We start from the raw sequence: 22,131 nt of genomic DNA, 5'->3' as shown, positions 1-22,131 counted from the left end.
GCCACATGGCCGTATAGTCGGCTTATCGTACATGTGTCCTCCTGCAGATCCCATCCCGGAATAATGAAATGCCAGTTGTCCCGTAGCCGGTTTTACGTCCACTTGCCGAAGGACCGATCCGAATCGGTCAACGAGTGCATCGGCCTGATATCGCCAACCGAGAGAGCCAACATCGAGACAACTTGTCACGCGCCTAGTATCTGGAAGCGTGGCACTGTTAAGGCCGTTGATCAGAGGCTTAACGCCATTCTGCAGCGATTGTGCGGATGCGTCGTCCAGGCTCAGGAGGGCACAATTTCTGGTGAGACTTGTGCGGTCTCGCCTTGAGTATAGCTTGACCGCACAATCACTGGACCGCATGACGCGAATGGAGTGTCGTTCTCAAGCTGATCAATCACTTATCATCCCGGTCATCATCCCAGCCATAATCGTGCACAGCACGCAAGTTGCTCTTGTAGACTGCTCTGCCGACAGCACGACCCAGGCGAGCTGCTGCGTCCTGGTCGGTTCGAAAATGTATCCCGCCGTAAACGCGAGCGTCGGTGATGTCGTCGGTAATCTGCCTGAATGATCCGTAGTGCAACACGATGGTGGGGACCGCCGGGTTTGACAACGTGATCGCATGTCCAGCTTCGCCGTAAAGACGTCTCATGACCTCGGCTCCCGCATTGGATAAGCTGCCGTGGTTTGAGGGATAACCCGGGAAACATGGGGCCGGGATGAATGGGACCCAGTTCGGATCAGGGTCGGTTTTCGGGTTGTCGTCCGTGTCACCTGCATGGATCGCGGTTTCGGGACGCCAGAAGTTGTAGTGGTACTTGTTGAAGAAGGAAGCGAACGAGCCGTCGCCGATCGCCATGTTGATCAGAGCGAAAGCCCGTGCGTTCTCGGACAGCGAACGCCGCCCTTCTTGCGCGACGACCTGCCTTGCGGCCTGATTGAATACGAAGGTTGGCGAGGAGGCAGCGTAGAAGAGCACGACATTAGCCCGATCTGGAGGCCGCTCTATGCTGTTGGCGCTGGCGCTCCCTACCGTCTTCACCTCGTTGTAGGCTTTCGCGTATTGGTTGCTGTCAAGCGCTGGTGGCGGATCGAGGAGAAACTCACTAACACTCGGGATACCGAAGGGAGTGACCTTCCCCCATTGAAAGAAAACTCCGACCCCGATTCCATTAGGTTTTGGACAGCTCGGCGTGGCCTGCCACTCGCCTGGAACCACCGGGCCGGGTATTTTGAATTGCGCCGGCGACGAGCCGTCGTTAGCACGAAGAGCGATCATGGCAGAAGCTGAGGCGTCGCCTACGGCTATGCCGTCACTTTTGGGTTGGCCGTCCGGTATGAGAGCCAGCGAGTTCGCGCGAGCAGCGTTGAGCATCGACGCGTTGGCCGGATCTGGGAAATACGTAATGAGCACCCGATAGGCAGCCTGGATGGCTGCGGCGTCGGCTGAGGCGTCATGAGGTGCGCCGATGGTCCCAAGGTACGGTCGATAGTCCCCGGTGATAGCGTTGACGGCTTCAAAGACAGCGAGTTGCACAATCGCTACATCTCGCGCCTGGACGAACGGTCCGCTTGGGTTGGTTGTGTTTACCGCAATCAGGTTCCAGTCCAGAACCGCATCGGCCTTTGCGACCGCGTGCCCGAACAGTAGAGTCGCCATCAACATGCATACGCCAAAAGTTCTCTTCGTTGCGCCACTATGCATCGTTTTCATTGTGCTTCCTCCTGATTCTTCACTGGCTTTTCGGTAGTGGTGATCGGCATATTCGCGGCAACGGAGGCTGGTGTCCATATCGGAGAGTGTGTCGCGGCGTTATGCTTTGTGTCGCTCTAAAGACAAGCGTGGGTTGCACTTGCGTCAGCCTCAACCGATGTGGTGTAAGATCGGTCTGCTTCGATGGGGTGTGCCATGGCTTCCGAGCCAGCTGGAGTGGAGCAACCGATCCGGTTCGGCGAGGGCTACGAGGTTGAACTGCGTCCTCGGAGGCTCCGCCGTGGCAGTCATGTGCTGAAGCTTGAGCGTATCCCGTTCGAGATCCTTCTCCTGCTGCTTGAACACCGGGACGAGATTGTTACGCGGGATCAAATCGTTTCCAGGGTTTGGGGCCAGGGTGTTTTCCTGGATACCGACAACAGTATCCGGGGCGCGATCCGCAAGCTTCGCCAGGTCCTGAAGGATGACGCCGAGACCCCACGGTTCATACAGACCGTGACCGGGCAGGGGTATCGCTTCGTCGCGCTGGTTATTACTCCCAAAGAACCAAGCGCACCTTCCGAACCAGATGCAGCGGGTGTTCCTGCCGGCGAGCGGGATTTCGTGTCGGAACTCGATAGCTGGTTACAAGCCCGAAGACTGCTTTTAATCGAGCCAGATCAGGATCGCACGGCGGAAAAGACGACGGATGCCGGAACCGAACAGGCGAAGCGGAAGTCCTACAGGTGGCTTTTCGTTGGAGCAGCCGCTTTGCTCTCAGTCGCGTGCCTTCTGTCATTCCTGGTAGTTCGGGGCTGGCGACGAGCAGCGAACCCGCCCATACATTCCCAGGGCAAGATAGTCCTTGCTGTTCTGCCATTCGAAAACTTGAGCCGCGATCCGGACCAAGAGTTCTTCAGTGACGGTCTGACTGAAGAAATGATCGCCCAGACCGGAAAGCTGAATCGGGATCGACTCACCGTGGTAGCCCGCAGTTCGGTTGCAAAGTACAAAGGCACCAATCTGGCCGCGAAAGAGATCGGTAAAGAACTGAACGCGGACTATCTTCTCCAGGGCGCCGTTCGCCGCTCGTCGGACCGTGTACGAATCACCGTCCAACTCGTCGAGGCTCAAAGTCAGACAGACCTCTGGACCGAGAGTTACGACCGCGAACTCAAAGATCTGCTAGCTGTGCAGGACTCCGTCGTGCAAAGCATCGCGAGCCAGATACACATCGCTCTCACGGAAGAACAGAAAACACGTTTAGCAAATCCGCGGCAAATAAGGCCTGAAGCATACGAGGCGTATTTGAAAGGTCGCTACCACTGGAACAGGCGAACAGCCGACGGCATGCAAAAGGCGGAGCATTATTTTCAGCAGGCCATTGACAGCGATCCAACCTACGCAGCGGCATATTCCGGGCTGGCCGACTGCAACAGCGGGCTTGCGTGGCACGGGTTTAAATCCCCGGCCGACGCGCTTCCAAAAGCTTACACGGCCGCTCGCAAGGCGGTCGAGATCGACCCAGAATCTGCTGAGGCCCACGCCTCCCTAGGCCTCGTGTTCAGCCATGATTGGAATTGGGCCGGAGCCGAGGCCGAGTTCAAGCGTGCTCTGGAGTTGGATCCTCAATATGCAAATGCGCACCACTGGTACGGAGACTATCTTTCCATTAAGAGCCGCCATGACGAGGCGCTCGCCGAAGCGAGCCGTGCACAGGAACTCGATCCACTCAATCTCATGATCAGCACATGGGTGGCACTGCGATACTATCAGGCACGTGACTATTCCCGCGCAATCGAACAAGGTAGAAACTCTGTTGAGCAGGACTCGAACTTCGCAGCTGCACACCTTCTGCTGGGCGAGGGCTACGTTCAGGCAGGCTTGCGCAGCGAGGGCGTTAGTGAGCTGAAGCGGGCTGCGAGTCTGTCAGGGGGTAGCCCACTTTACACAGCCCAGGTCGCGGTTGCCCTCGCAGCGGCAGGGCAGAGGCGTGACGCACTCCGAATCGCACACGAGCTAGAGACAATCTCGAGGAAGCGCTACGTTTCGCCCTACGGGTTGGCTCAGATCTACGCAGCGTTGAAAAGCGATGAAGACACATTCAAATGGCTGCAAGCCGCGTATCGCGATCACGCTGTCTGGATGGATTACCTCGCCGTCGATCCGATCTTTGATCGCTATCGCTCCGACCATCGTTTTCAAGAGCTTCTCCGGCGAATCGACCTGCTCTGAGTTAGATTACGAAATCCCGGATGCTCTGCCGCCAAGAGTTGGGGTTCCTTCAGAGGCCGCTGTCAGAGGGGAGAAAACTGTCAACGAGCGCCAATCGCCAACTCGCTCAATCACGACCGAGAGCATTCCACTTGTTTGTATAGTCGTCTTCTCGGACAAGTGGTTCCCGTAGTTCCTTGAAAACGGGGTTAGCGGCAACTTCGTGGCGAACTTGCCGAAATCCCGACTTTTCAGGCAGTTCGGTTCCACCTTTGCGGACAGCCGGTTTTGCGTCCAAGTGGACTGGATTTGTAAACACTGACGGAAGGCATCCGAACTCGTCTCAGCCGATTATCGAAGCTAGATTCAACTATCTGAGCGACGTTCCTTCGCGGATCTCATCAGAAGCCCGCTTGACGACCTCCTGGCCGACGGCGATTTGCCCTCGGATAGAAACGTTCTCCCCAGCAGTTGGCCCCTTCCGCACATCAATCCAGTGCGCTCGGCCATTGACCGACGCAATCACGAAAGCTCTCTCAGTTGTTGTGACGACACTTGTGGTGGGAACAAACAGAAGATTCTCTCCAGCGCCAACCGGCCAATCAACGGTAGGATACATACCCGGAGCCAAACTCCCGTCTTTGTTGTACACATCCAGTTCGACCATCATCGATCGGCTCTGCTGATCGAGGGCATTCGGGACGCGTGCCACCTTAGCTGTGTAGCTTTTTCCCGGATGCGCTGGAACATGGAACACGACTGACATTCCCTTCACGACCGAGGCGGTATAGGTCTCAGGCACGGGCACTATCAACCGCAGATGAGTGACCTGCTGTAGCTTGAGCATTGGAGTGTGACCGCCATCGATGAGCATTCCCGGATTAACAAATCGGTCGGTAATCATTCCATCGAACGGCGCAGTCACGCGGAGATACGACTCCGTCGCCTGGCTCGCCTGGAGACGGTCTTTTGCGGTGCGTACCGCAGCCTTCCGGCTATCCACCAACGCCTGCGCCGCATCCCGCTGCTTTTCGGCCTGCAGCAATTCGTTGCCGGCGACGGCACCAGGGGTTTTGGCTGCCTCTTGCAGCTTCGCTGCTGTGCTTTCAGCCGCAGCCGCCTGAGCCTCGGCTTGTGCGACGTCCGCTTCGGCCTGATGGAGATTCGCTTCCGAGGCCAAAGTTTGCGAGTTGATCTCCGGCGCGGAGAGCTGAACCAGCAGTTGCCCCCGGTGAACCGGGCTGCCCCGATCAACAAGCACCTTTTCCACGTAACCAGGGGAGCGGGCTTCAATATCGGTCTGTAGAAATGGAGCAAGCTCTGCCGTCAGAGGAACCGTTCGAGCTGAGGAATGGCTTTCCACCTTCGCCATCTCCACATGCGCGGGACTCTGGGAGAAGGCGGGCGGGCAGCACATGAGCGGAGGCAAAAAGCAGATGCGTTTATGGATGGACATGGTATCGACTCGATGGGTCTTCGGGATTCAGTGAATTCGACGTGGTAGATGCTTTGCGTTGTAGCAGAGCATAGACGGCTGGGAGGACAGTGAGCGTCGTCAGCGTGGAGAAGATGAGTCCACCGATCACGGCCCGACCGAGAGGAGCCGACTGCGCGCTCCCTTCGCCAAAGCCAATTGCCATAGGAACCATGCCGCAGATCATGGCGGTCGCCGTCATGAGAATGGCCCGAATGCGGCTTGTCGCTCCCGTCCGTGTCGCCGTCTCGACGTCCTCATTCTGATGTCTTGCCTGCTCTGCAAAGCTGACGAGAAGAATGGAATTGGCGACCGAAATGCCGACTGCCATGATCGCCCCCATGAAGGACTGGATGTTAAGCGTCGTCCCTGTGAAGAGCAGCATAAGAACCACGCCACAAAGAACACCTGGAATTGTGGATAGTATGGCCAGCGGAAGTCGAAGGGACTGGAAGTTCGCCATAAGCAGCAGGAAGATTACGGCGATGGCGAGAAGAAGTCCGGTGCGGAGACCAGAGATCGTCTCTTCGAGGGCGGGGATTTGCCCCCGTACTGCAACAACCGAGCCCTTTGGCGCTGCTGGAAGATTCTTCAATACCGCCGCTATGCGCTTTTGTGCTTCGCCTAGAGGCATCCCGTGCAGATTTGCAGTTACACTCACAATTCGCTGTCCGCTCAATCGTTCGATCATCTCAGGCATCGTCCCGTATTCCAGTTTGGCAACCTGATCGAGCTGCGGTTGAGTCTGTCCATCGCGCATGAGCGGCAATGTACAGAGCGCACCGAGACCTTGCATACGGTTTGAAGGTAGCTGTACCTGGATCTGGAATGCGTTGCCCGTTCTCGGATCACGCCAATAGTTCGGTGCCGTGAATCGGGAGGAACCAGTGGCCGGGGTCAGCGAGTTTGTCACGTCGGCCATCGTCAGGCCGAACTGACCTGCGTAATCGCGGTTTACCGTCACCTCGACAGTCGGGTAAAGATGGGGCTGAACGATGGAAATATCCCGCAGGAAGTCGAGCTTCCGTAATTCGGCTTCGACCTTTGCCAGATAGGCGTAGTCCTGATCGATGTCGACACCTTGCACATCGATCTGAATGGGTGTCGGCGACCCGAAGCTCATGACCTGCGAGATAATGTCTCCCGCTTCAAATGCAATCGTCAGGTTAGGCATCTCCTTGTGGAATGCGGCGCGAAGATCCTCTCGTAACCTCTCATCGTCGGGATGGCCTGGCCGAAGCTGGACCTGTACCAGAGCCTCTTCCGGGCCACTCGTAAAGAGATGAATGAGATTGACCGGGTAGCTTGAAGGTTGAACGCCAACGTAGTCAGAGGTAATCTCTACGTTATCTTTGCCGACTGTTTTGCGGATCAAATCCAGAGCATTAATCACCATAGGCTCCGTCTCTTCAATCCTCGTGCCAATAGGCGCTTTCAGCCGCATTCGCAGGACAGGTCCGTTGGAGTCCGGGAATATCTCGCTCTCGATGCGGGGCGCAACCAAGAAGAGAATGAGTGCAGAGATCGCGAAGTAGCCAAGGATGACGTGCCACCGACGATCCAGCACAAAGTTTAGATACCGCTCATAACGTGTTCTCAACCTGCCGAAGCTGCCTTCTCTCTCTTCTCCCTTATGCGATTCCTTCATGATCCAGGTGGCAAAGACCGGAACCAGGCTGCTCGACAGAAAGTATGACGCGACCATAGCGAAGCCGACAGCAAGAGACAGCGGAACGAAGAGCTGCCGTCCGACTCCATTCATGAAGAAAGACGGAACGAATACCGCCAAAACGCAGAGCATCGAAAGCAGTCGGGCCAGCACGGTACGACGGCAGGCTTCGAGAACAGCTCGTGCCCGAGAGACACCTGGCAGGAGCTGTGTATGGATGTTCTCTACTTCGACCGTCGCTTCATCCACGAGGACACCTACCGCCAGTGCGAGTCCACCAAGCGTCATGATGTTGATCGTCTGGCCTGTGGCCCATAAGAGGAGTACAGCTGTGAAAAGAGCGAAGGGGATGTTGGCTACGACGATCAATGCGCCGCGCCAATCTCTCAGGAACAACAGGACAACTAATCCTGTCAGGATCGCGCCGAGTGCCGCTTCTCTGACGAGGCCATTGATTGCGTTCGATACATAACCGGATTGGTCGAACGCCAGTTGCACGTCGACATCATCCGGCATCACTTTCTTAAAGCTGGGGATTGCCGCTCTTACGGCTTGAATAACCGCCAGCGTGGATGCATCCGACCGCTTCGTCACCGGGATGTAGACGGTACGACGGCCATCGACATGAGCGTAGGCCGTCACGATATCCGTCCCATTCTCGATGGTTCCGATGTCGCGCAAATAGATGTTGGCTCCAGAACGCGGATGAATGGGAGCCGCCATCAAGTCGTTCAGTTCGGGCCCCAGTGTGGAGTTCGTCCGAACGATGCGGTTCAGGGTTCCGTCGTAGAGATTGCCGGAGGGTGATACGACCGAGCCGCTAGTCACTGCTGCTATCGCCTGTTCAGGAGAGACCCCATACTGCTTGAGCTTGTCGGGATCGAGCGTAACGACTATCGTTCGCTGGTTGCCACCAAAAGGAGGCGGTGCAGAAACTCCGGGAAGCGTCGCAAACAGAGGGCGCACCTGATTCAGAGCGATGTTCTGCAATTCGCCTTGCGTGTGGCTATTGCTCGTAAACAAGAGGAGACCAACGGCAACACTTCCAGGATCGAAGCGCGTGATGAAAGGCGGTACTGTACCGGGTGGCATGAAGGCTCGGGCGCGATTCACATAGCCGACCGTCTCGGCCATCGCCTGCTGCATGTTTGTGCCTTCACGGAAGGTAAGCTTCATCAGAGCAGCGCCCTGGACGCTCTTGCTGTCTACCGCTTGAATGCCGGTGATGTAGAGGAAGTGGTACTCGTAATAGTAGGTAAGAAATCCTTCCATCTGAGCGGGTGTCATGCCGCCGTAAGGCTGCGCGACGTAGATCACAGGATTTCCCACTTCGGGGAATATATCCATGCGCATTCTCCCAATCGCCATGAAGAACCCGGCGATGATTGCGATCAACGCCACGATCACGGTGAGAGGACGACCCAGAGCTGCGAGAACTAGACGCATGTCAAATGACCACCTGAATTACTGAGCTGCCTGAAGGAAAGGCTGAAGATCACCGCGGATAGACTGCAATTGAAGAAACGCTCGCCAGACATTCAGGCGCGCAATCGAATCATCCATCTCTGCCTGCACCACAAGACGTTGTGCCTGCGCCACATCATCGATTGATGTGAGGCCGGCCTTATAACGAGCCGTGGCCTGGGCGAGAGCGGTTCGAGCAGCAGCCGCCTGAATGGGAGTGTTCTTTGCGATGCTGCGCGTCGCACGCAGCGCGGCTCGTGCCTGGGCGAACTGTTCCTGGAGTTGCCGCCCCACCAAAGTCTCGCGAGACTGCTCTGCTTTTAGGGTGGCAGCCTGTGAAGCTTCGCGAGCGTGGATGTTGGCGAAATCGAGAAAGCCAAAGGTTATGTGCAGACCGACAGCGTAGTTTCCTACGGTTGGAGCGAGACCATTTGCTCCACCCAAGCGCTGTCCGCTTGTCTCTGCGCCGCTGCCTCTCCCATAACCCGCTGCTTCAAGGTTGAACTGCGGAACCCAGCTTCGGTCAGTGGCGTGAAGCTCCGAAGCTGACTGAGAGACGACCGCATGTTGCTCCAACATGGTGGGCGTATTTTCTGGATGAAAAGCTGCATCGTCCTCTGCTCCCAAAGGAACTTCCCCAAGGAGATGGGAGGAGTTGAGCGGCCTCGCCAGATCATCGGGTTTCGAGAGAAATTTCGAGAGGGTCGCCTGTCCTATCTCGACCGCTTCTGTCGCGAGGGCCAGTTGAGTATTCGCAGCCGCCTTCTCGGCTTCGATCCTCGATTCGTCGGCGCCGGGACGCAGTTCCGACGTCGTGAGTGCATCGATACTCTTGCGCAGGGTCTCCCAATTTTCGACGGCAACTTGAGCGGCATTCTGGGCTTGACCGGCTGCAAGCACCGTCAGAAAGGCATCCGCCGCTGCGCTTAAGACCTCAAGTTGGCTTCTCTGGACATTCGCATTCGCCCGGTCGCGTGCTGCAGCGGCTGATTCGACTTTCGCGTGTCGTAGGCCGAAGTCGAATGGTTGCCAATTGACTAGGAGCCCAGTCGCACTTCCCCAAACGGACCCGGCGTCGTTCGTCCCGATCACCGGCCCGGACATGCTTGGCAAAATACTCTGAGGGAGGAGCGTACCGAAGACGTTGTTTCGCGTGGCCCTGTTGACCTCCACAATCCCATCGAGGCGTGGAAGATAGGAAGTCCTCGCTAACCGGATATTTGCCGCAGCCGCGTTGAGCTCCTGTTCGGAGACATGGATCGCGGGGTAGTTCTGCTGGGCATCCTGAACAACTTGAGCGATCGTGAGATCAGGGGCTGCTGCGGAAGTAGCTGCGACCGGGGACTGGGCCAAAACCACAGCCGAAGCACTGGCTACGAGGAAGCTGCCAATACCGATCCCACGGATCTGCCGGAAATCTCGAATTAATGGACTATTTGCCTTCAATGAGCTCTCCAAATAGCTCGCGAACCCGGAGCTTCGCTGTCTTGAGCGCACGACGACCGGGAGCCGTGATCCGGTAGAGACGCCGGATACTCTTGCCGGACCTTTCTTCCTCGGACTTTAGATATCCGCGCTTTTCTAAGCCATGGAGGATCGGATAAAGGGTTCCGGGGCTGATCTTGTATCCGTGCCGGGCAAGCTCTTCTGCCATGCCTGCTCCGAAGATGGCTTCATGCTCGGCGTGATGCAGGATGTGAAGACGGATCATGCCGGAGTAAAGATCGCGGTTATCCTTATCGCCATCCATATCGCACCTCGTTATCGAAACACGATAGCACATCAAACCTTAAGGCACGATGAAATCATGTTTGGAGTCCCGCGGGAGCAAAGGGGACTAGAGGTAAGATCACTCGGTTGCGTGGGGTGGCGTACCGCAACCCTAGCACCCGCCACGGCTACTATTAACCGATTGAGCGCGATGCACATGCTCTCAATCGCAAATGATACAGGGCGTTATTTGCCCTTTGCATCTGTTCTCAAGTACAACGCTGGTGTGGTTCCCAAAGGGCATTGTCAACTTAAGACGTTGAGGGACATCCTGAGCTGGGAACGCTGCGGGTCTTGCGCTGGCTTAGGCCACAGTCACTTCCCGCCAGACCGCGAATGACCGCGATCGCAGGAGCCGGTGATTGCTAGACCTCAATAAGTGTCGGCCTACACGGAACAGATTTCGGACGGCATCATGGAGGGAGAGAAAGCGTTGTGCGTGCCTGGCAGATTTGAATCGGCGCATTTGCCGTTCCCGTTGGCGCGTTAGCTGATGCGAGGCTTCGACGCGATTGTTGGCGTACCGCTCCACCCTGTGAGTCACGTTGCTGAAGATGCTTCGCATGGCAGCGGAGTAGCTTCTCAATTTGTCGGTAATGATCTGCAGTGGTTCGGAACCCTGGCCACGCAAGAGTTTTCGAAAAAATCGCTCTGCGGCGCGCTGATCACGATGCGGCTGGACCAGAATGTCGATCACGTCGCCGTCCTGATCCACGGCGCGCCACAAATACCGCTGTTGGCCGTTGATTCGAATGAAGACTTCATCCAAATGCCAGTGGTCGCCCAGCCGTCCCTCTCGTCGCTTCAATCGCCGAGCATAGTCGAGACCGAACTTCTCACACCACTGCCGGATCGTTTCATAGGATACGATGATGCCGCGCTCGGCGAGAAGATCTTCGACATCCCGGAAACTCAGGCAGAAGCGATGATAAGCCCACACCGCATAGCTGATGATCTGGGAAGAAAAACGATAGCCAGAGTAACGAAAGCAATCACTCTTCATGGCACCAGTGTTTCAGGTTTCGTGCGCAAGTTGACAATGCCTGTCGAACGCATCGAGGCAGCTTAAACAAAGCGGCGCCCCGCTGAAAGCAACTCAGCGAAGCGTCGTCTCAGGCAGCCTATCTAGAACACAAACTTACCGCTAATTTGAAGCTGACGGGAAGAGCCGCCATCGCTGGTGGCGAAGCGGGTCGAGGAGATCTGGCCGAAGGTCGAAGACTGCGTGTTGCCAGACGGTTGACCGAAGTTGGGATGGTTGAGAATGTCGAAGGCATCCACACGCAGTTTAAAGTTAAGCCCCTCAAATAGCTTCGTGTCCTTCTCTCCAGAAAGATCGAAGTCCGCAAATCCAGGGCCGGTCGCTGCGTTTCGCTGGATATTGCCGATGCCGGTGTAGACGATGGCTGCAGTAGGAGTCGCCTGCGTTCCCTGAATCTGCAGGCTGCATCCAGCCGGAACTGCCAGAGTCGGTCCGATGGGGCAAACATTCGAGTGCGGAATGAACGTGACGTTGGCAATAGCACCCTGCGATTTATGCGTGGTGATGGTACCAACCTTGTCGGGGCGTACGGCGCCGGTAAGGCCGTTGAAGCTTGAGCTACTTGCAAGTATGTTGATGGGGTTTCCGGTCTGGTACTGGACGATCGTCGAAAGCTGATAGCCCGAGACCAGGCGGTTGCCCTTGAAGGGCAGGTTATAGATCGCGGTTCCGGCGAAATGATTGCGCGTGTCGAAATCCGACAGCCCGTAGTTGCCGCTGGGATTGTTGCTGTCCTGCGGAGCGCCGCCTGCGGCAGTAAGGCCGCCCTGTGACCCGAGTGAGTTGAGATCCATCGACTTCGTCCACTCGTAGTTCATATTGAACTCAAGTCCGCGTCTCATGGTCTTGCTCAGCGTCGCCCACATCCCGTTGTAATTCGAGATGCCGATGCTGTTCACCTCCGGAATGTTGGCAGCGATGGAGGTATTGGCATCGATGGGGCTATTGGGTGAGAGCTTCTGATACAGATGCGGGGATCCAACTGGACCGGTAGCCTGGTTCTCGTTGGTTGTAATACGCAGATGGCGTCCAACCGATCCGTAGTATCCGATCGAAGCAACCATGCCCGCGGCAAGCGCCTGCTGCACGTTCAGATTGAAGCTTTCGATATACCCGTTCCTGAGGTTAGGGTTGACGGAACTGATCCCGATGGCCGAGGCCTTCGCCGATGCATACAGCGTCGAGACCGGAATGGGAGCTCCATTGTAAGAGACTGCGGTGCTGAAGGGGGGATTGGTGTACAGTCCGCCCACTACGTTCGAAACCGGTTGATCGACCAGGTACGCATAGCCTCCACGCACCACGGTCCTCCCCGTGCCGAAGACGTCGGCCGCAAATCCCAGCCGAGGTTCGATGTTGTAGTTCTGCGAGTAGGCGCCGTTGGCTGGAATTCCATTGGTGCCCACCTGCGTCAGCGTTGGACCGCCGTTTCCATTCGGATTGAAGAGCACAAATCGGTTCGCGCCTTCCACAGGCGTACCGTTCCACTCGAAGCGCAAGCCATACTCCAGCGTCACCTTCGGTGTGAGCTTGAAGTTGTCCTGCACGAAGCCTCCGACTGCAGTGTCGTAGACACGGCTGGTGACAGTATTTGGCTGAATACTGAAGACCGTGGCGTTGTCCATCTCGAAGTTATTGGGTGTGCTCACATAAGTAAGGGTGCCGATGTTCCCGGCAAAGCTGGCGCTCAGATAGCGGCGGTACTCCCCTCCGAATTTGATGCTGTGCCTGCCGCGCAGCAATGTCGCCGTATCGGACAGAATGCCAAGCGTATCGTTGCGTCCCTGCGGGAACCCCGCAGGCCCACCAAAAACCAGACCAATATCGGAGAGAGTGATCTGCGGCAGGCCAACATTGCCCTGAAGGCCATCGCCGAGGCCTACATCATTCGGATTAGTAAGATTGGCCGGGTTGAAGGCGATGGAGATGCGGTTGAAGCCGAGACGCACTTCATTCACGAAGTTCGGGTTGAAGACATGCGTCTCGTTAAAGGTGAGTATCTGCCGATGCGCGTTGCGGTGATCGCCCCATCCGGGAATCGTATCGCCCTGCAACGCAGGCTCCGTACGAACGTCTTTCTGGAAGGCATAGAAACCATGCGCCGAATCTGAGCTGCTGAACTGGTGCATGATGTCGACGGTGAACTGGTCAATATTAACGGGACCAGGCGTGAACGCGACATAATTACTTCCGCTGTTCGGCAGCGGAAGCAGCGCTGCCAATTTGGCAGCTGCTGGAAACTGTGCCGCGTTCGCCGCGATCTGCGCCTGCTGAGCGGCCGTAAGCACCGTGCTGTTCTGCAGAATGCCCTGTTTCTGCCTCAGGCCTTCATAGCTGCCGAAGAAGAAGGTGTGTTCTCTCCAGATGGGACCGCCCACCGATCCGCCGAAGTTGTTGCGCTTGAGCGGCGCCTTCTCGCCCGGTAGGCCAGGAATCGGTAGTCCGGTTGCAGGGCTGAAATTGCGGTTGAAGTAGTTGCGCGCGTCGAGCGCGTCGTTGCGGAAGTAGTCAAACGCCTCGCCATGAAACTGGTTTGTGCCGGAGCGCGTGGCAACGTTCACAATTGAGCCCGAGCTGCGGCCATACTCTGCGCTGAACGTCGAGTTATCGATCTTGAACTCGGAGGTGGTGCTGATCGACGGTTGAAAGGTGATCTGGTTCTGGCTTATGTCGTTCAGGTTCACGCCGTTGATCTGGAAGTTTACCGAGTCTTCGCGATTCCCTGCTGAGTCAAAAGAGTTGGCACCCAGACCGCGGCTGGCCGCCGTCAGACTTCCGGCCGTTGGAGCAACCACGCCGCCGGGCGTCAGCACCGTCAGATCCAGAAAGTGCCGCCCGTTCAGTGGAATCTGCTGCACCGTCGCGCTGTTGATGACCTGCCCGACCGTCATGGTCTGCGTCTCGATCTGCGGTGCGCCACTGTCCACCTGCACCGTTTCGCCGGCGGATATCAGAGCAAGCTGCGCATTCACCGCAACCGTCTGGTTCACTTCCAGCACCAGCTTTTTTACGGTATATAAACTGAAGCCCGCACCCGAAATCTGCACATCGTACTCGCCTGGTTGCAACGACGGAACGCCATAAATTCCCGCCCCATCGGTAACAACCTCGCGATCAAGGCCCGTGGCAAGCGAATGTACTCTAACATGCGCGCCCGGAACCACTGCACCGGTTGGGTCTATCACGGTGCCCGACAGATTCGCCGTTGACTGTGCAAGACACACGCCAACGCTCATCTGTAAGAACAGAACAAAACCTAACAATGCGTTTGAGAACTTATCTGAAATCTTCACTTCAGGCCTCCTGCAGATGAAGTTGCAACACCTACGATCTCTCTATGGAAGAACTGCGGCCGAAAAAGGACTTCGAAACGTACGTAGTGACAAGTACATTCGATCGGCCCAAATAACGGCGGTGGACCGCTCTCGTCGGCCTCGATTTACTGTCTGAGTCGGACCGAGATCAGTCCACAACAAAACCGTTTCGTGGTGATATCTAAAATTTCACCTATTTCCAGCGGTGTCAATATGCCGAGTCATTACGGGCGGATTTATTTTTCGTCAATCTGCCGACAAAGTAATGAGTGCAAATGTGGGTAGTGGAATCAATCAGTTCTGTCAGTTTCTTCGAGCTAATTTCGCCACTTTAGGATGTGAGCATCGACTCAATGCGAGCGGCAAGCAAAGAGGAAGCCGTAGCGGAGCGTTTCAAGAAGATCCGATTTAAAACAAAATAAAGGGCAATAGAAAAAGCTGCCGAAGACGTCACTCAGTTAGACGACGATTCCCTAAAACAGTAACGATCATCCAAAGTGGGTCGCGCGTGCGCCTATCGAGTCAGACAAGGATGGATCTCTGGCCAAGTTAGTAGCAGAGGGCGCAGCCGTCGGCGCGCATCTCTGAGGCCGCAGAGTAAACGCGGTCGGTGCCATCCATGCGGTGTTCTATGCATTCATAGCGTCCGTAGCCGCCGTCGGAGGGTCCCATCGGCCAGCCTAGAGCAATGAGGGACTCGCGGGTCGCTGTCGGAACTCCGGCTTCCAGGCGCAGGATGCCTGTTGGGCCGAGGCCTTTGGGGTCTTCGCCCATGGATTGCGAGCTGCCTTCGTGGTGCCAGCGGGGGCTGTCGCCGGCGGCCTGAATATCCAGACCGTAGTCGACTCGGTTGATGATGATCTGAGCCTGACCCTGAGGCTGCATGTCTCCGCCCATGACACCGAAGGACATCCACGGCTTGCCGTCTTTGGTGGCGAAGCCGGGGATGATGGTTTGGAAAGGACGTTTGCCGGGGGCGTAGATATTTGGGTGACCGTCCTGCAGCGAGAAGAGTTCGCCGCGATCCTGGAACATGAAGCCGAGGCCGTCGGCGACGAGACCGGAGCCCATGCCGCGGAAGTTGGACTGGATCATGGAGATCATGATGCCGTCTTTGTCTGAGACAGTGAAGTAGGTGGTGTCGCCGTGGCTGGGAGCCTGCCCAGGATGTACGGGGGTGAGGATGCCGTCGAGTTTGATGAGTTTGGCGCGCTCGGCCGCGTAGGACTTTGAGTTGAGGAACTCGTAGGGGATTTTGGCGAAGTGGGGATCGGCGTAGTAACGGGCGCGGTCTTCGTACGCAAGGCGCTTGGCTTCGATCTGAACGTGAATAGACTGCGGAGACTGGAAGCCCATGTTGCGGAGGTCGAAGTTTTCGGCGATGTTGAGGAGTTGGAGAGTGGCGAGACCTTGCGTGTTGGCGGCCATGCCGTAGACGTCGACGCCGCGATAGTTGGTGACGAGAGGGTCGCCCCATTCGGCGTGCTGGTCGCGAAGATCTTCGGCGGAGAGCCAGCCGCCGATGCGCTTGAAGTAGGCGTCGATGGTCTTGGCGATGGGGCCGTCGTAGTAGGCGTCGCGGCCTCCCTGGGCGATCATTTTGTACGTGCGGGCAAGATCGGGGTTGCGGAAGACATCACCCTCGTTCGGAGCTTTGCCGTTGGGAGCCCAGGTGTGCAACGCGTTCGCGGTCTCTTCGACTCCCGAGCCAGGGCGCGTGAAGGCAGTGAGGTTTCGCTTGATGTAGTAGCCGATGATCTGTGGGACAGGCACGCCGGATTCGGCGAGATGGATCGCGGGCTCGAAGAGCTCAGCCCACTTGAGTTTTCCGTAGCGCTGATGGAGAGTCCACCAGGCGTCGAGTGCTCCAGGGGTCGAGACGCTAACTGCCCCAAGGGGCGGGAGAGCTCCGTCTTTGGCGCGGGAGCGAGCGGTCTCGAGTGTCAGGGATTTCGGAGAACGACCGGAGCCAGCTAGGCTGACGACCTTGGCGAGCTTTGGATCCCAGATCATTGCGTAGCAGTCGCCACCGATGCCGGAACTCGTAGGCTCGAGGAAGCCGAGGCAGGCGTTGGCGGCGATAGCGGCGTCGATTGCGGAGCCGCCTCGCTTCAGGGTTTCGATTGCAGTCAAGGTTGCGATGGGATGGGCTGTACCGGCGGCTCCAGAGCATCCCATCGCGGCGGAACGGCTGGCGAAGCTGGCACCTGAAACGCGATCGCCGGCGTGAACGTCTGGCCGTACGAAGCGCTCGTCGCCTGCGGGCTGAAACTTCGGCAGCGAAGTGTTCGATGCGCCTGTTTTCCGGTCGTCGCTCTGGGCAATGGCAATGGATGGATGAACCGAAGCGACAGCAAGCGGGAGTGCGGCGATAAATGAGCGACGGCGCAATGTGTTCTCCTGGTCGAAATGTTTGCAGACAAGAAAGGAGGTGCGATCAAAGGCATCCGTTTGGCGTTTCGCTTTGAGATATCCAATATATCAAGGTGTTCTTATCTTGCTTCTTTACCCAAGCGGACTGTCTCCGCCCGAGCAATGAAATATCAGATCACTCTAGATACCGTGACAGACGGATTCACCGGTGGAATGGTAGAGACTTGGCCATCCGCAAACAGCTTGAGACCCCGCGCGACGGCGCCGCCTTGTTTACCCGTGGATCCCGTGACGACGACTGTGAGCTCTTGTGCCATGTTTTTGTTCCTTTCTCCTGCGGTCAGGCCCGCAGCTGCAAGCGCGACTCGAACAACCCGGAAAACGCCGGTCGCACTTCGACGAAGATCACTGAACGGCCGAATGGCTGGCCTGCATGGTGGCAGGGTCGCTAGAAGAGGATTACCGGCCGACCGCGAAGTCCGCCGGCCTCGATCGCGCGCTGTGCATCGGCGGCCTGCTCGGGTGCGTATGGTTTTGAGCGGAGCACAGCTGTACAAGAGCTTCCTTGGGGGCGTGCGTCCAGGCGATTCACCGGTCGATATCGAGCTGCGTGAACCGATATCGTTCGCACGGCGCGGAAGCGAAGTCAAATTGATCTTGTCGAAGGGAGAGTGTAAGAGCGGCGCTCCGATCGCTTCCCTCGTGCGCGCCGCCGTACTGGCGAGAACATGGTCGGACTGGATCGTCTCTGGGGACGTGAAGAACTTGGAGCAGCTTGCGGCCAAAGCCGGCCTCAACAAACGCTACACCTCTCGAATTCTTCGATTAGCGGCCCTCTCTCCGACGCTCTACGAAGCGATTCTCTCAGGAAACCACCCGCCCCTAGTCACACTGCTCGCCTTAACGAAAACCCTTCCCCTGAGCTGGGAGGAGCAGCGTCTCCCAGGATGACGACAACTTCTGACCGAACGAAGAGGCAACTCAGACTATTTGCCACGTCCAAAAGAGCCCTTTATCTCTATTAGATAGCGTCTAAATAATCGATTGGGGAACCTATTTGGGCAAAGAAAACGGGCGGCGAACCTGTCCAATTGAGGTGTACCCCATTTAGACTTCGCCAATTGTTCAAGTCGGGTTTTCGCGGTTGCCGTTCTTTTTGCTCAATTTCGTTCGCCGTAGCTAATCACTACTCTGATACTTCGCGAAGTGAATGGCGGTCGAGGCTGCTCCGCTGACCTCGGTGATGCAACCACGCGGGACACCGCCGCCCAGCATCTCATCGACTCCAGTCATACCAGTGGCGAACAGCTCCGGGGCACTCTCTGAGCCAGCTTGGTTTCAATCTGGAGACGGATTGCATGAGCAGTAGCCATAGGATGTTCGCTTTATATTCGCCTAAGCTACTGCCATCCATACTTTGTGCACTTTTGCTGTAAGTCTTTGAAGATAAAACAATAATAAAATTCGGTCGTTCTCGTTTTGAATAAGCAAAACAATGCCCGCTTTCGTGACGACGCAGCAGTCACGAAAGCGGGCATCTCTGTATTAGCTGTTATTTGTGATGACTCAGCGCCGCGCGAACCTTCTCCACATGCGTACCATGCACGCGGATCGCCTCATGCAGCTGATCGCCCGTCACACCAAACTCCTTCGCCCAGTAATGAATATCGGACGACATCTTCGGATTAATCTCCTTCGGAGCATGCGGGCCTTTCTCTGGCTCGACGTGCTCCGCATGAGCGGTGCGAACTTTGGACTTCTCAACCTCTTCGTGTTCATGCGGCCGTGCGGGATCTGGATGAGACATTAATTTGCTCCTCTTTTCGCGTTCGTCAGTTAGATGCGGAAGAGGTAATGCACGCCACGATAACGAAAGCGGATTGGTGTTGTGGTGACTCAGCGGCGCAAACCTTGACCTATCAGAACCAGATAAAGTCTAAGGTTCAGAATCATCGAGTAAAACGATCTTGTCCACAGCGAATTTCTCGAGGTGGGGGTCTTCTTGACGCCAACTCTTCAATTCTTCGACGAGACTCTTATATTTTTCATTTTCGCCCTTCAGGGTCATACAGCAGTCGTATCCCGTCGCCTTGAATTCTAGATCGGATCCTCTATCGCGGTCGAAAAGGAAAAAATGTTGTTCATCGGTAGATTGGTGGTTAGGACATTCTTCCCAAAATGCCAAAGGCTCCATACAGAGCACCTCTTTCTGCTGCAAGTCTAAGACGAAAGGCTGATAGTTCGAGAAGGCTTCAGCGCCTTCATAGTCAACACACAAAGAAAATGGCTGTAAGGCACCGTGTGCCAAACGAAAGCGTCCCGAGTAACCTTTGCCAAATCTCTTTCTCTGAACTCCTTCAAAAAAGCCGAAAGGAGAAACCTTGTAGACATCGTTAGCGACGTTTCCAATGAAGGTCATTGCGCCCACGATGTCGATTTCGTCGCTTGAGGTCTTGTTGTGTTTCCGTTGGTTTAGAGAATGAACAATTTTATTCATGTCCTCAACCCGCTCAGGTTCGAGTAACCTGAGCGCTGGTTTGGCGATAACAGCTTTCTTGCCCAACGAACTAAGACACTCTTTGAGCAGACCCCATAAGGGCCGATAGACCTTTGGGTAAAACCCTTAAAAGTTCGGGTCTTACCTCGATCTGTCGTGCATAGTTCGATGTATGTTGTGTAGGCAAGGAGGGCAAGCGCTGCTTCAATGAATTCAAGTGCTCTCATAAAACCCTCGTGTGACTGCATGCTCGACGATCCACCCATGACACGATTTAGCGGTCTGGCTAATGTATAAGGTAGTGAGGAAATGAGTTCTTGTAGCGTCAGCCATTCGTTATCCGCAGATCTTGCTCTGAGAACATCCATATATTGTCTGCTTAGATAAGAGATCGCGGAGTTACTTGTCCCAAAATCGATTCCCAGGTAAGCGGTATCTGTTTCTCCGGAACCGACGTTTGTCATGTCTAGATAAAAAGGCCTACCTGCAACGGCGACGGAATCTTCGCCTTCTCGTCCGGTCTTATATATAAAGCGCGGTTGAGCTGTACCGTCTTTGCTGACGATTAGCTCGACTTGTAATTGGCTGTCGAAGTCAGATTTGGTCGGAGTGAAAAGCACTGTTTCCTCAACGTTCTGAAGATTTACGAGGTCTTCTGGATCAAAGCCCGACCGCATAAAGTAGTATTCCAGCTTTTGTTTCGGCGGATGATCCAAGCGGAACTTCCATCGAAGAGGAGTCTCGATCAATGTCCTAGTGCGGTCGCTGAAGGCAAGAGAACTCCGTCTGGTAGAACAGTCTTCTCAGTGCCAAACTTAGCAGCGTACTTGGGAAGAAGCTCACCCTTGTCATCGGAGTCTAAGGTCAAGCAAAGCCGGTTGTAGGTAACGGATCCAAAATCGCCCTTGTCTACATGAAATCTTCTGGCACATTCTATAGCGAGACCTTTAGCTACGATGGCATGGTATTCCGGCAAAGTTAAAACATTTGCTTCTCGGATTTCGGACTCGAAATCACGCAGTAAAAGCATCTTCAGCCAGCCGAATCCTGACGCCCCCCCCGACAGTAAGACTACGTTTATCGAAGCCCCGTTCATTTGTGAACGCGCACTATTCAGTGTCGAAGCAATTTTTTCTTTTAGGCGCGGCCATATCTTCTTAGAGAAAATATTCAAGAGCTCTGATGCGTGCAACTGTTGTGTCTGTGATGAACTCGAAACTGAGAAAAAGTCTTGCAGCACGCGGACAGGCACGCTGATACGAGGTGCATTGTCCAAGTTCCAAGATGAAATATTTCGACTCAACGCAATTTTTACATTCTCTACGTCGTGCACGAAACGATCAAAGTTCTGTACGAAAGTGAAGTACTCAGCGGAATAAGAGGATAGATCTTCAGGTGTTCTTCTCCATTTTTTGTAAATCTCCAGGCCTTTTTTTATTTTTGATTCGTTTCCTTTATGAAAAGAGATCACAAGATGTTCCGCAATTTGTCGATTGATTTCGAACCCACCAATTGGTACAGACGAGGCTCCTAGGGGATCAGAATTGCGACCGTTGTACCGAATGTCTCCATCTTTCTTTGTCTCAATGACGAAAGTATCGAATGTCCCCCCGCCAAAATCGAGAATGAGTGCCCTATGAGTTCGTTTGTCGGCGAGAGCAGGATGACGATAGCCGTAACGATAAAACTGAAATACTGCAAACGGCTCAGGCAGGAAGTCTATCTTTGATTTATCAAAGCCTTTACCGACAAATATTCTCGTTAGATTTGCACGATAGTTCGGAATCCAATTGGGCTGATCCGGATCTTTGAGGGGCTCAGCGAGTAAGATGCTCGGTGCGATATCTAAACCGTTTAGGGATAGCCAACGACGGGTACGATTCAAGAGTTCATTCAGAAAGTCAGATGTGATTTCTGCCGCAGACTTTTCTGACCCCGATTGAATGCGAAAACGTTTACGTATAAGAGTTTTAGGATCATAGCTGCCGAGATCGATCTTAAAATCTTCATTGAGGAGGCCGCCTGGTCTGGAACTAACAGTTATTGCCTGTCGTCCGACCTTGACGCCCTCCCCGCTGTAGTTGATTACGGTTGGGATGTTGGTGTCGCCGTCAACTTCAACCATAGGTAGAGCATGAACAATCAATTCCGAGCCCGCCAGTGTGCCAATAAGTCCTGTCTAATGAAATATTTACAAATCATACATTTCTATCATGGATAAGTGCTTTCTGGGCTGATTACGATGAATCGAGGTTCTGTCAACGTTTTGCGGATGACTCTGGTCTGTCGACCAAACCGCGCCCGCGCACCAGCGCATAGAGCTTCTCCTCACCCAGCACCCGGCGAAGCTCCCATCCTTCGCTACAGGAACCCAACGGTACAGGTCTAGGACTAACCATGGCTCGTTGTGCCGCTGAACAGCACGGTGGCAGCCTGTACTTGGATGAGTCGGGGTTGGGCAACACTGCGTTTACACTTAGCTTCGAGATGGATCGTGCGAATCTGTCGTAACTGAGTTCTCGTCCACGAATAGCGGGCCATAGAGTCACCACAGAATTAATTTCACAGATATTCACTCCTCGCCATCCGGTAAACCTACGACGGGTCGTTTGTTGAAGCTA

The 22,131-nt window shown here is 55.3% G+C and carries 14 protein-coding genes; 2 read left to right on the top strand and 12 right to left on the bottom strand.

The genetic code is table 11. The features are described 5' to 3' along the window. Positions 1 to 394: 394 nt before the first annotated feature. On the bottom strand, positions 395 to 1,714 hold the full coding sequence (locus RBB77_RS13495; protein WP_353062269.1) for a vanadium-dependent haloperoxidase: 1,320 nt from the start codon (positions 1,712 to 1,714) through the stop codon (positions 395 to 397). A gap of 195 nt (positions 1,715 to 1,909) precedes the next feature. Between RBB77_RS13495 and RBB77_RS13490 the strand changes: the two genes are divergently transcribed. Further along, positions 1,910 to 3,928, top strand: coding sequence for a winged helix-turn-helix domain-containing protein (locus RBB77_RS13490; RefSeq protein WP_353062268.1), 2,019 nt, complete (start codon positions 1,910 to 1,912; stop codon positions 3,926 to 3,928). A gap of 349 nt (positions 3,929 to 4,277) precedes the next feature. On the opposite strand, the gene RBB77_RS13485 is transcribed toward RBB77_RS13490, so the two are convergent. From RBB77_RS13485 to RBB77_RS13450, 8 genes are all read right to left on the bottom strand, one after another. Then, positions 4,278 to 5,363, bottom strand: coding sequence for an efflux RND transporter periplasmic adaptor subunit (locus tag RBB77_RS13485; RefSeq protein WP_353062267.1), 1,086 nt, complete (start codon positions 5,361 to 5,363; stop codon positions 4,278 to 4,280). Further along, positions 5,350 to 8,496 carry an efflux RND transporter permease subunit gene (locus RBB77_RS13480; protein ID WP_353062266.1) on the bottom strand — a complete coding sequence of 1,049 codons (3,147 nt, stop codon included), beginning with the start codon at positions 8,494 to 8,496 and terminating at the stop codon, positions 5,350 to 5,352. The genes RBB77_RS13485 and RBB77_RS13480 overlap by 14 nt, the downstream gene beginning before the upstream one ends. An 18-nt stretch (positions 8,497 to 8,514) precedes the next feature. Beyond that, a complete protein-coding gene (locus RBB77_RS13475) occupies positions 8,515 to 9,960 on the bottom strand; it encodes a TolC family protein (RefSeq protein WP_353062265.1) in 1,446 nt (481 codons plus the stop codon). Then, the gene (locus tag RBB77_RS13470) at positions 9,947 to 10,264 is read right to left on the bottom strand and encodes a PadR family transcriptional regulator (RefSeq protein ID WP_353062264.1); all 318 of its coding nucleotides are present in this window, start codon (positions 10,262 to 10,264) and stop codon (positions 9,947 to 9,949) included. The genes RBB77_RS13475 and RBB77_RS13470 overlap by 14 nt, the downstream gene beginning before the upstream one ends. Positions 10,265 to 10,588: 324 nt before the next feature. Further along, entirely contained in the window at positions 10,589 to 11,287 is a 699-nt protein-coding gene (locus RBB77_RS13465; RefSeq protein ID WP_353062263.1) for an IS6 family transposase, read from the bottom strand. Positions 11,288 to 11,409: 122 nt separating this feature from the next. Next, positions 11,410 to 14,619 carry a TonB-dependent receptor gene (locus RBB77_RS13460; protein WP_353062262.1) on the bottom strand — a complete coding sequence of 1,070 codons (3,210 nt, stop codon included), beginning with the start codon at positions 14,617 to 14,619 and terminating at the stop codon, positions 11,410 to 11,412. Between the two features lie 570 nt (positions 14,620 to 15,189). Beyond that, positions 15,190 to 17,031 carry a gamma-glutamyltransferase family protein gene (locus RBB77_RS13455; protein WP_353062261.1) on the bottom strand — a complete coding sequence of 614 codons (1,842 nt, stop codon included), beginning with the start codon at positions 17,029 to 17,031 and terminating at the stop codon, positions 15,190 to 15,192. A 152-nt stretch (positions 17,032 to 17,183) separates the two neighbouring features. After that, positions 17,184 to 17,330, bottom strand: a complete 147-nt coding sequence (locus RBB77_RS13450) for a hypothetical protein (RefSeq protein ID WP_353062260.1) — start codon at positions 17,328 to 17,330, stop codon at positions 17,184 to 17,186. Between the two features lie 334 nt (positions 17,331 to 17,664). Between RBB77_RS13450 and RBB77_RS13445 the strand changes: the two genes are divergently transcribed. Next, the gene (locus tag RBB77_RS13445; RefSeq protein ID WP_353062259.1) at positions 17,665 to 17,964 is read left to right on the top strand and encodes a hypothetical protein; all 300 of its coding nucleotides are present in this window, start codon (positions 17,665 to 17,667) and stop codon (positions 17,962 to 17,964) included. Positions 17,965 to 18,565: 601 nt separating this feature from the next. On the opposite strand, the gene RBB77_RS13440 is transcribed toward RBB77_RS13445, so the two are convergent. The 3 genes from RBB77_RS13440 to RBB77_RS13430 form a co-directional block, all read right to left on the bottom strand. Further along, complete coding sequence (locus RBB77_RS13440) at positions 18,566 to 18,820, bottom strand: DUF3606 domain-containing protein (RefSeq protein WP_353062258.1); 255 nt, start codon at positions 18,818 to 18,820, stop codon at positions 18,566 to 18,568. A 129-nt stretch (positions 18,821 to 18,949) separates the two neighbouring features. Further along, complete coding sequence (locus tag RBB77_RS13435) at positions 18,950 to 19,576, bottom strand: hypothetical protein (RefSeq protein ID WP_353062257.1); 627 nt, start codon at positions 19,574 to 19,576, stop codon at positions 18,950 to 18,952. 679 nt (positions 19,577 to 20,255) lie between these two features. Next, the gene (locus RBB77_RS13430; protein ID WP_353062256.1) at positions 20,256 to 21,635 is read right to left on the bottom strand and encodes an Hsp70 family protein; all 1,380 of its coding nucleotides are present in this window, start codon (positions 21,633 to 21,635) and stop codon (positions 20,256 to 20,258) included. Positions 21,636 to 22,131 lie beyond the last annotated feature (496 nt).

This window comes from Tunturibacter psychrotolerans (genome assembly GCF_040359615.1).
In the GTDB taxonomy this organism is placed as follows: Bacteria; Acidobacteriota; Terriglobia; order Terriglobales; family Acidobacteriaceae; genus Edaphobacter; species Edaphobacter psychrotolerans.
Note: the sequence above shows the minus strand (reverse complement) of the source record. Positions and strands in the feature narration are given on the sequence as shown.

Coding starts and splice junctions, on each gene's coding strand:
- RBB77_RS13495 (WP_353062269.1), bottom strand. CDS start 1,714: ATGAAAACGATGCATAGTGGCGCAACGAAGAGAACTTTTGGCGTATGC.
- RBB77_RS13490 (WP_353062268.1), top strand. CDS start 1,910: ATGGCTTCCGAGCCAGCTGGAGTGGAGCAACCGATCCGGTTCGGCGAG.
- RBB77_RS13485 (WP_353062267.1), bottom strand. CDS start 5,363: ATGTCCATCCATAAACGCATCTGCTTTTTGCCTCCGCTCATGTGCTGC.
- RBB77_RS13480 (WP_353062266.1), bottom strand. CDS start 8,496: ATGCGTCTAGTTCTCGCAGCTCTGGGTCGTCCTCTCACCGTGATCGTG.
- RBB77_RS13470 (WP_353062264.1), bottom strand. CDS start 10,264: ATGGATGGCGATAAGGATAACCGCGATCTTTACTCCGGCATGATCCGT.
- RBB77_RS13465 (WP_353062263.1), bottom strand. CDS start 11,287: ATGAAGAGTGATTGCTTTCGTTACTCTGGCTATCGTTTTTCTTCCCAG.
- RBB77_RS13450 (WP_353062260.1), bottom strand. CDS start 17,330: ATGGCACAAGAGCTCACAGTCGTCGTCACGGGATCCACGGGTAAACAA.
- RBB77_RS13440 (WP_353062258.1), bottom strand. CDS start 18,820: ATGTCTCATCCAGATCCCGCACGGCCGCATGAACACGAAGAGGTTGAG.
- RBB77_RS13430 (WP_353062256.1), bottom strand. CDS start 21,635: ATGGTTGAAGTTGACGGCGACACCAACATCCCAACCGTAATCAACTAC.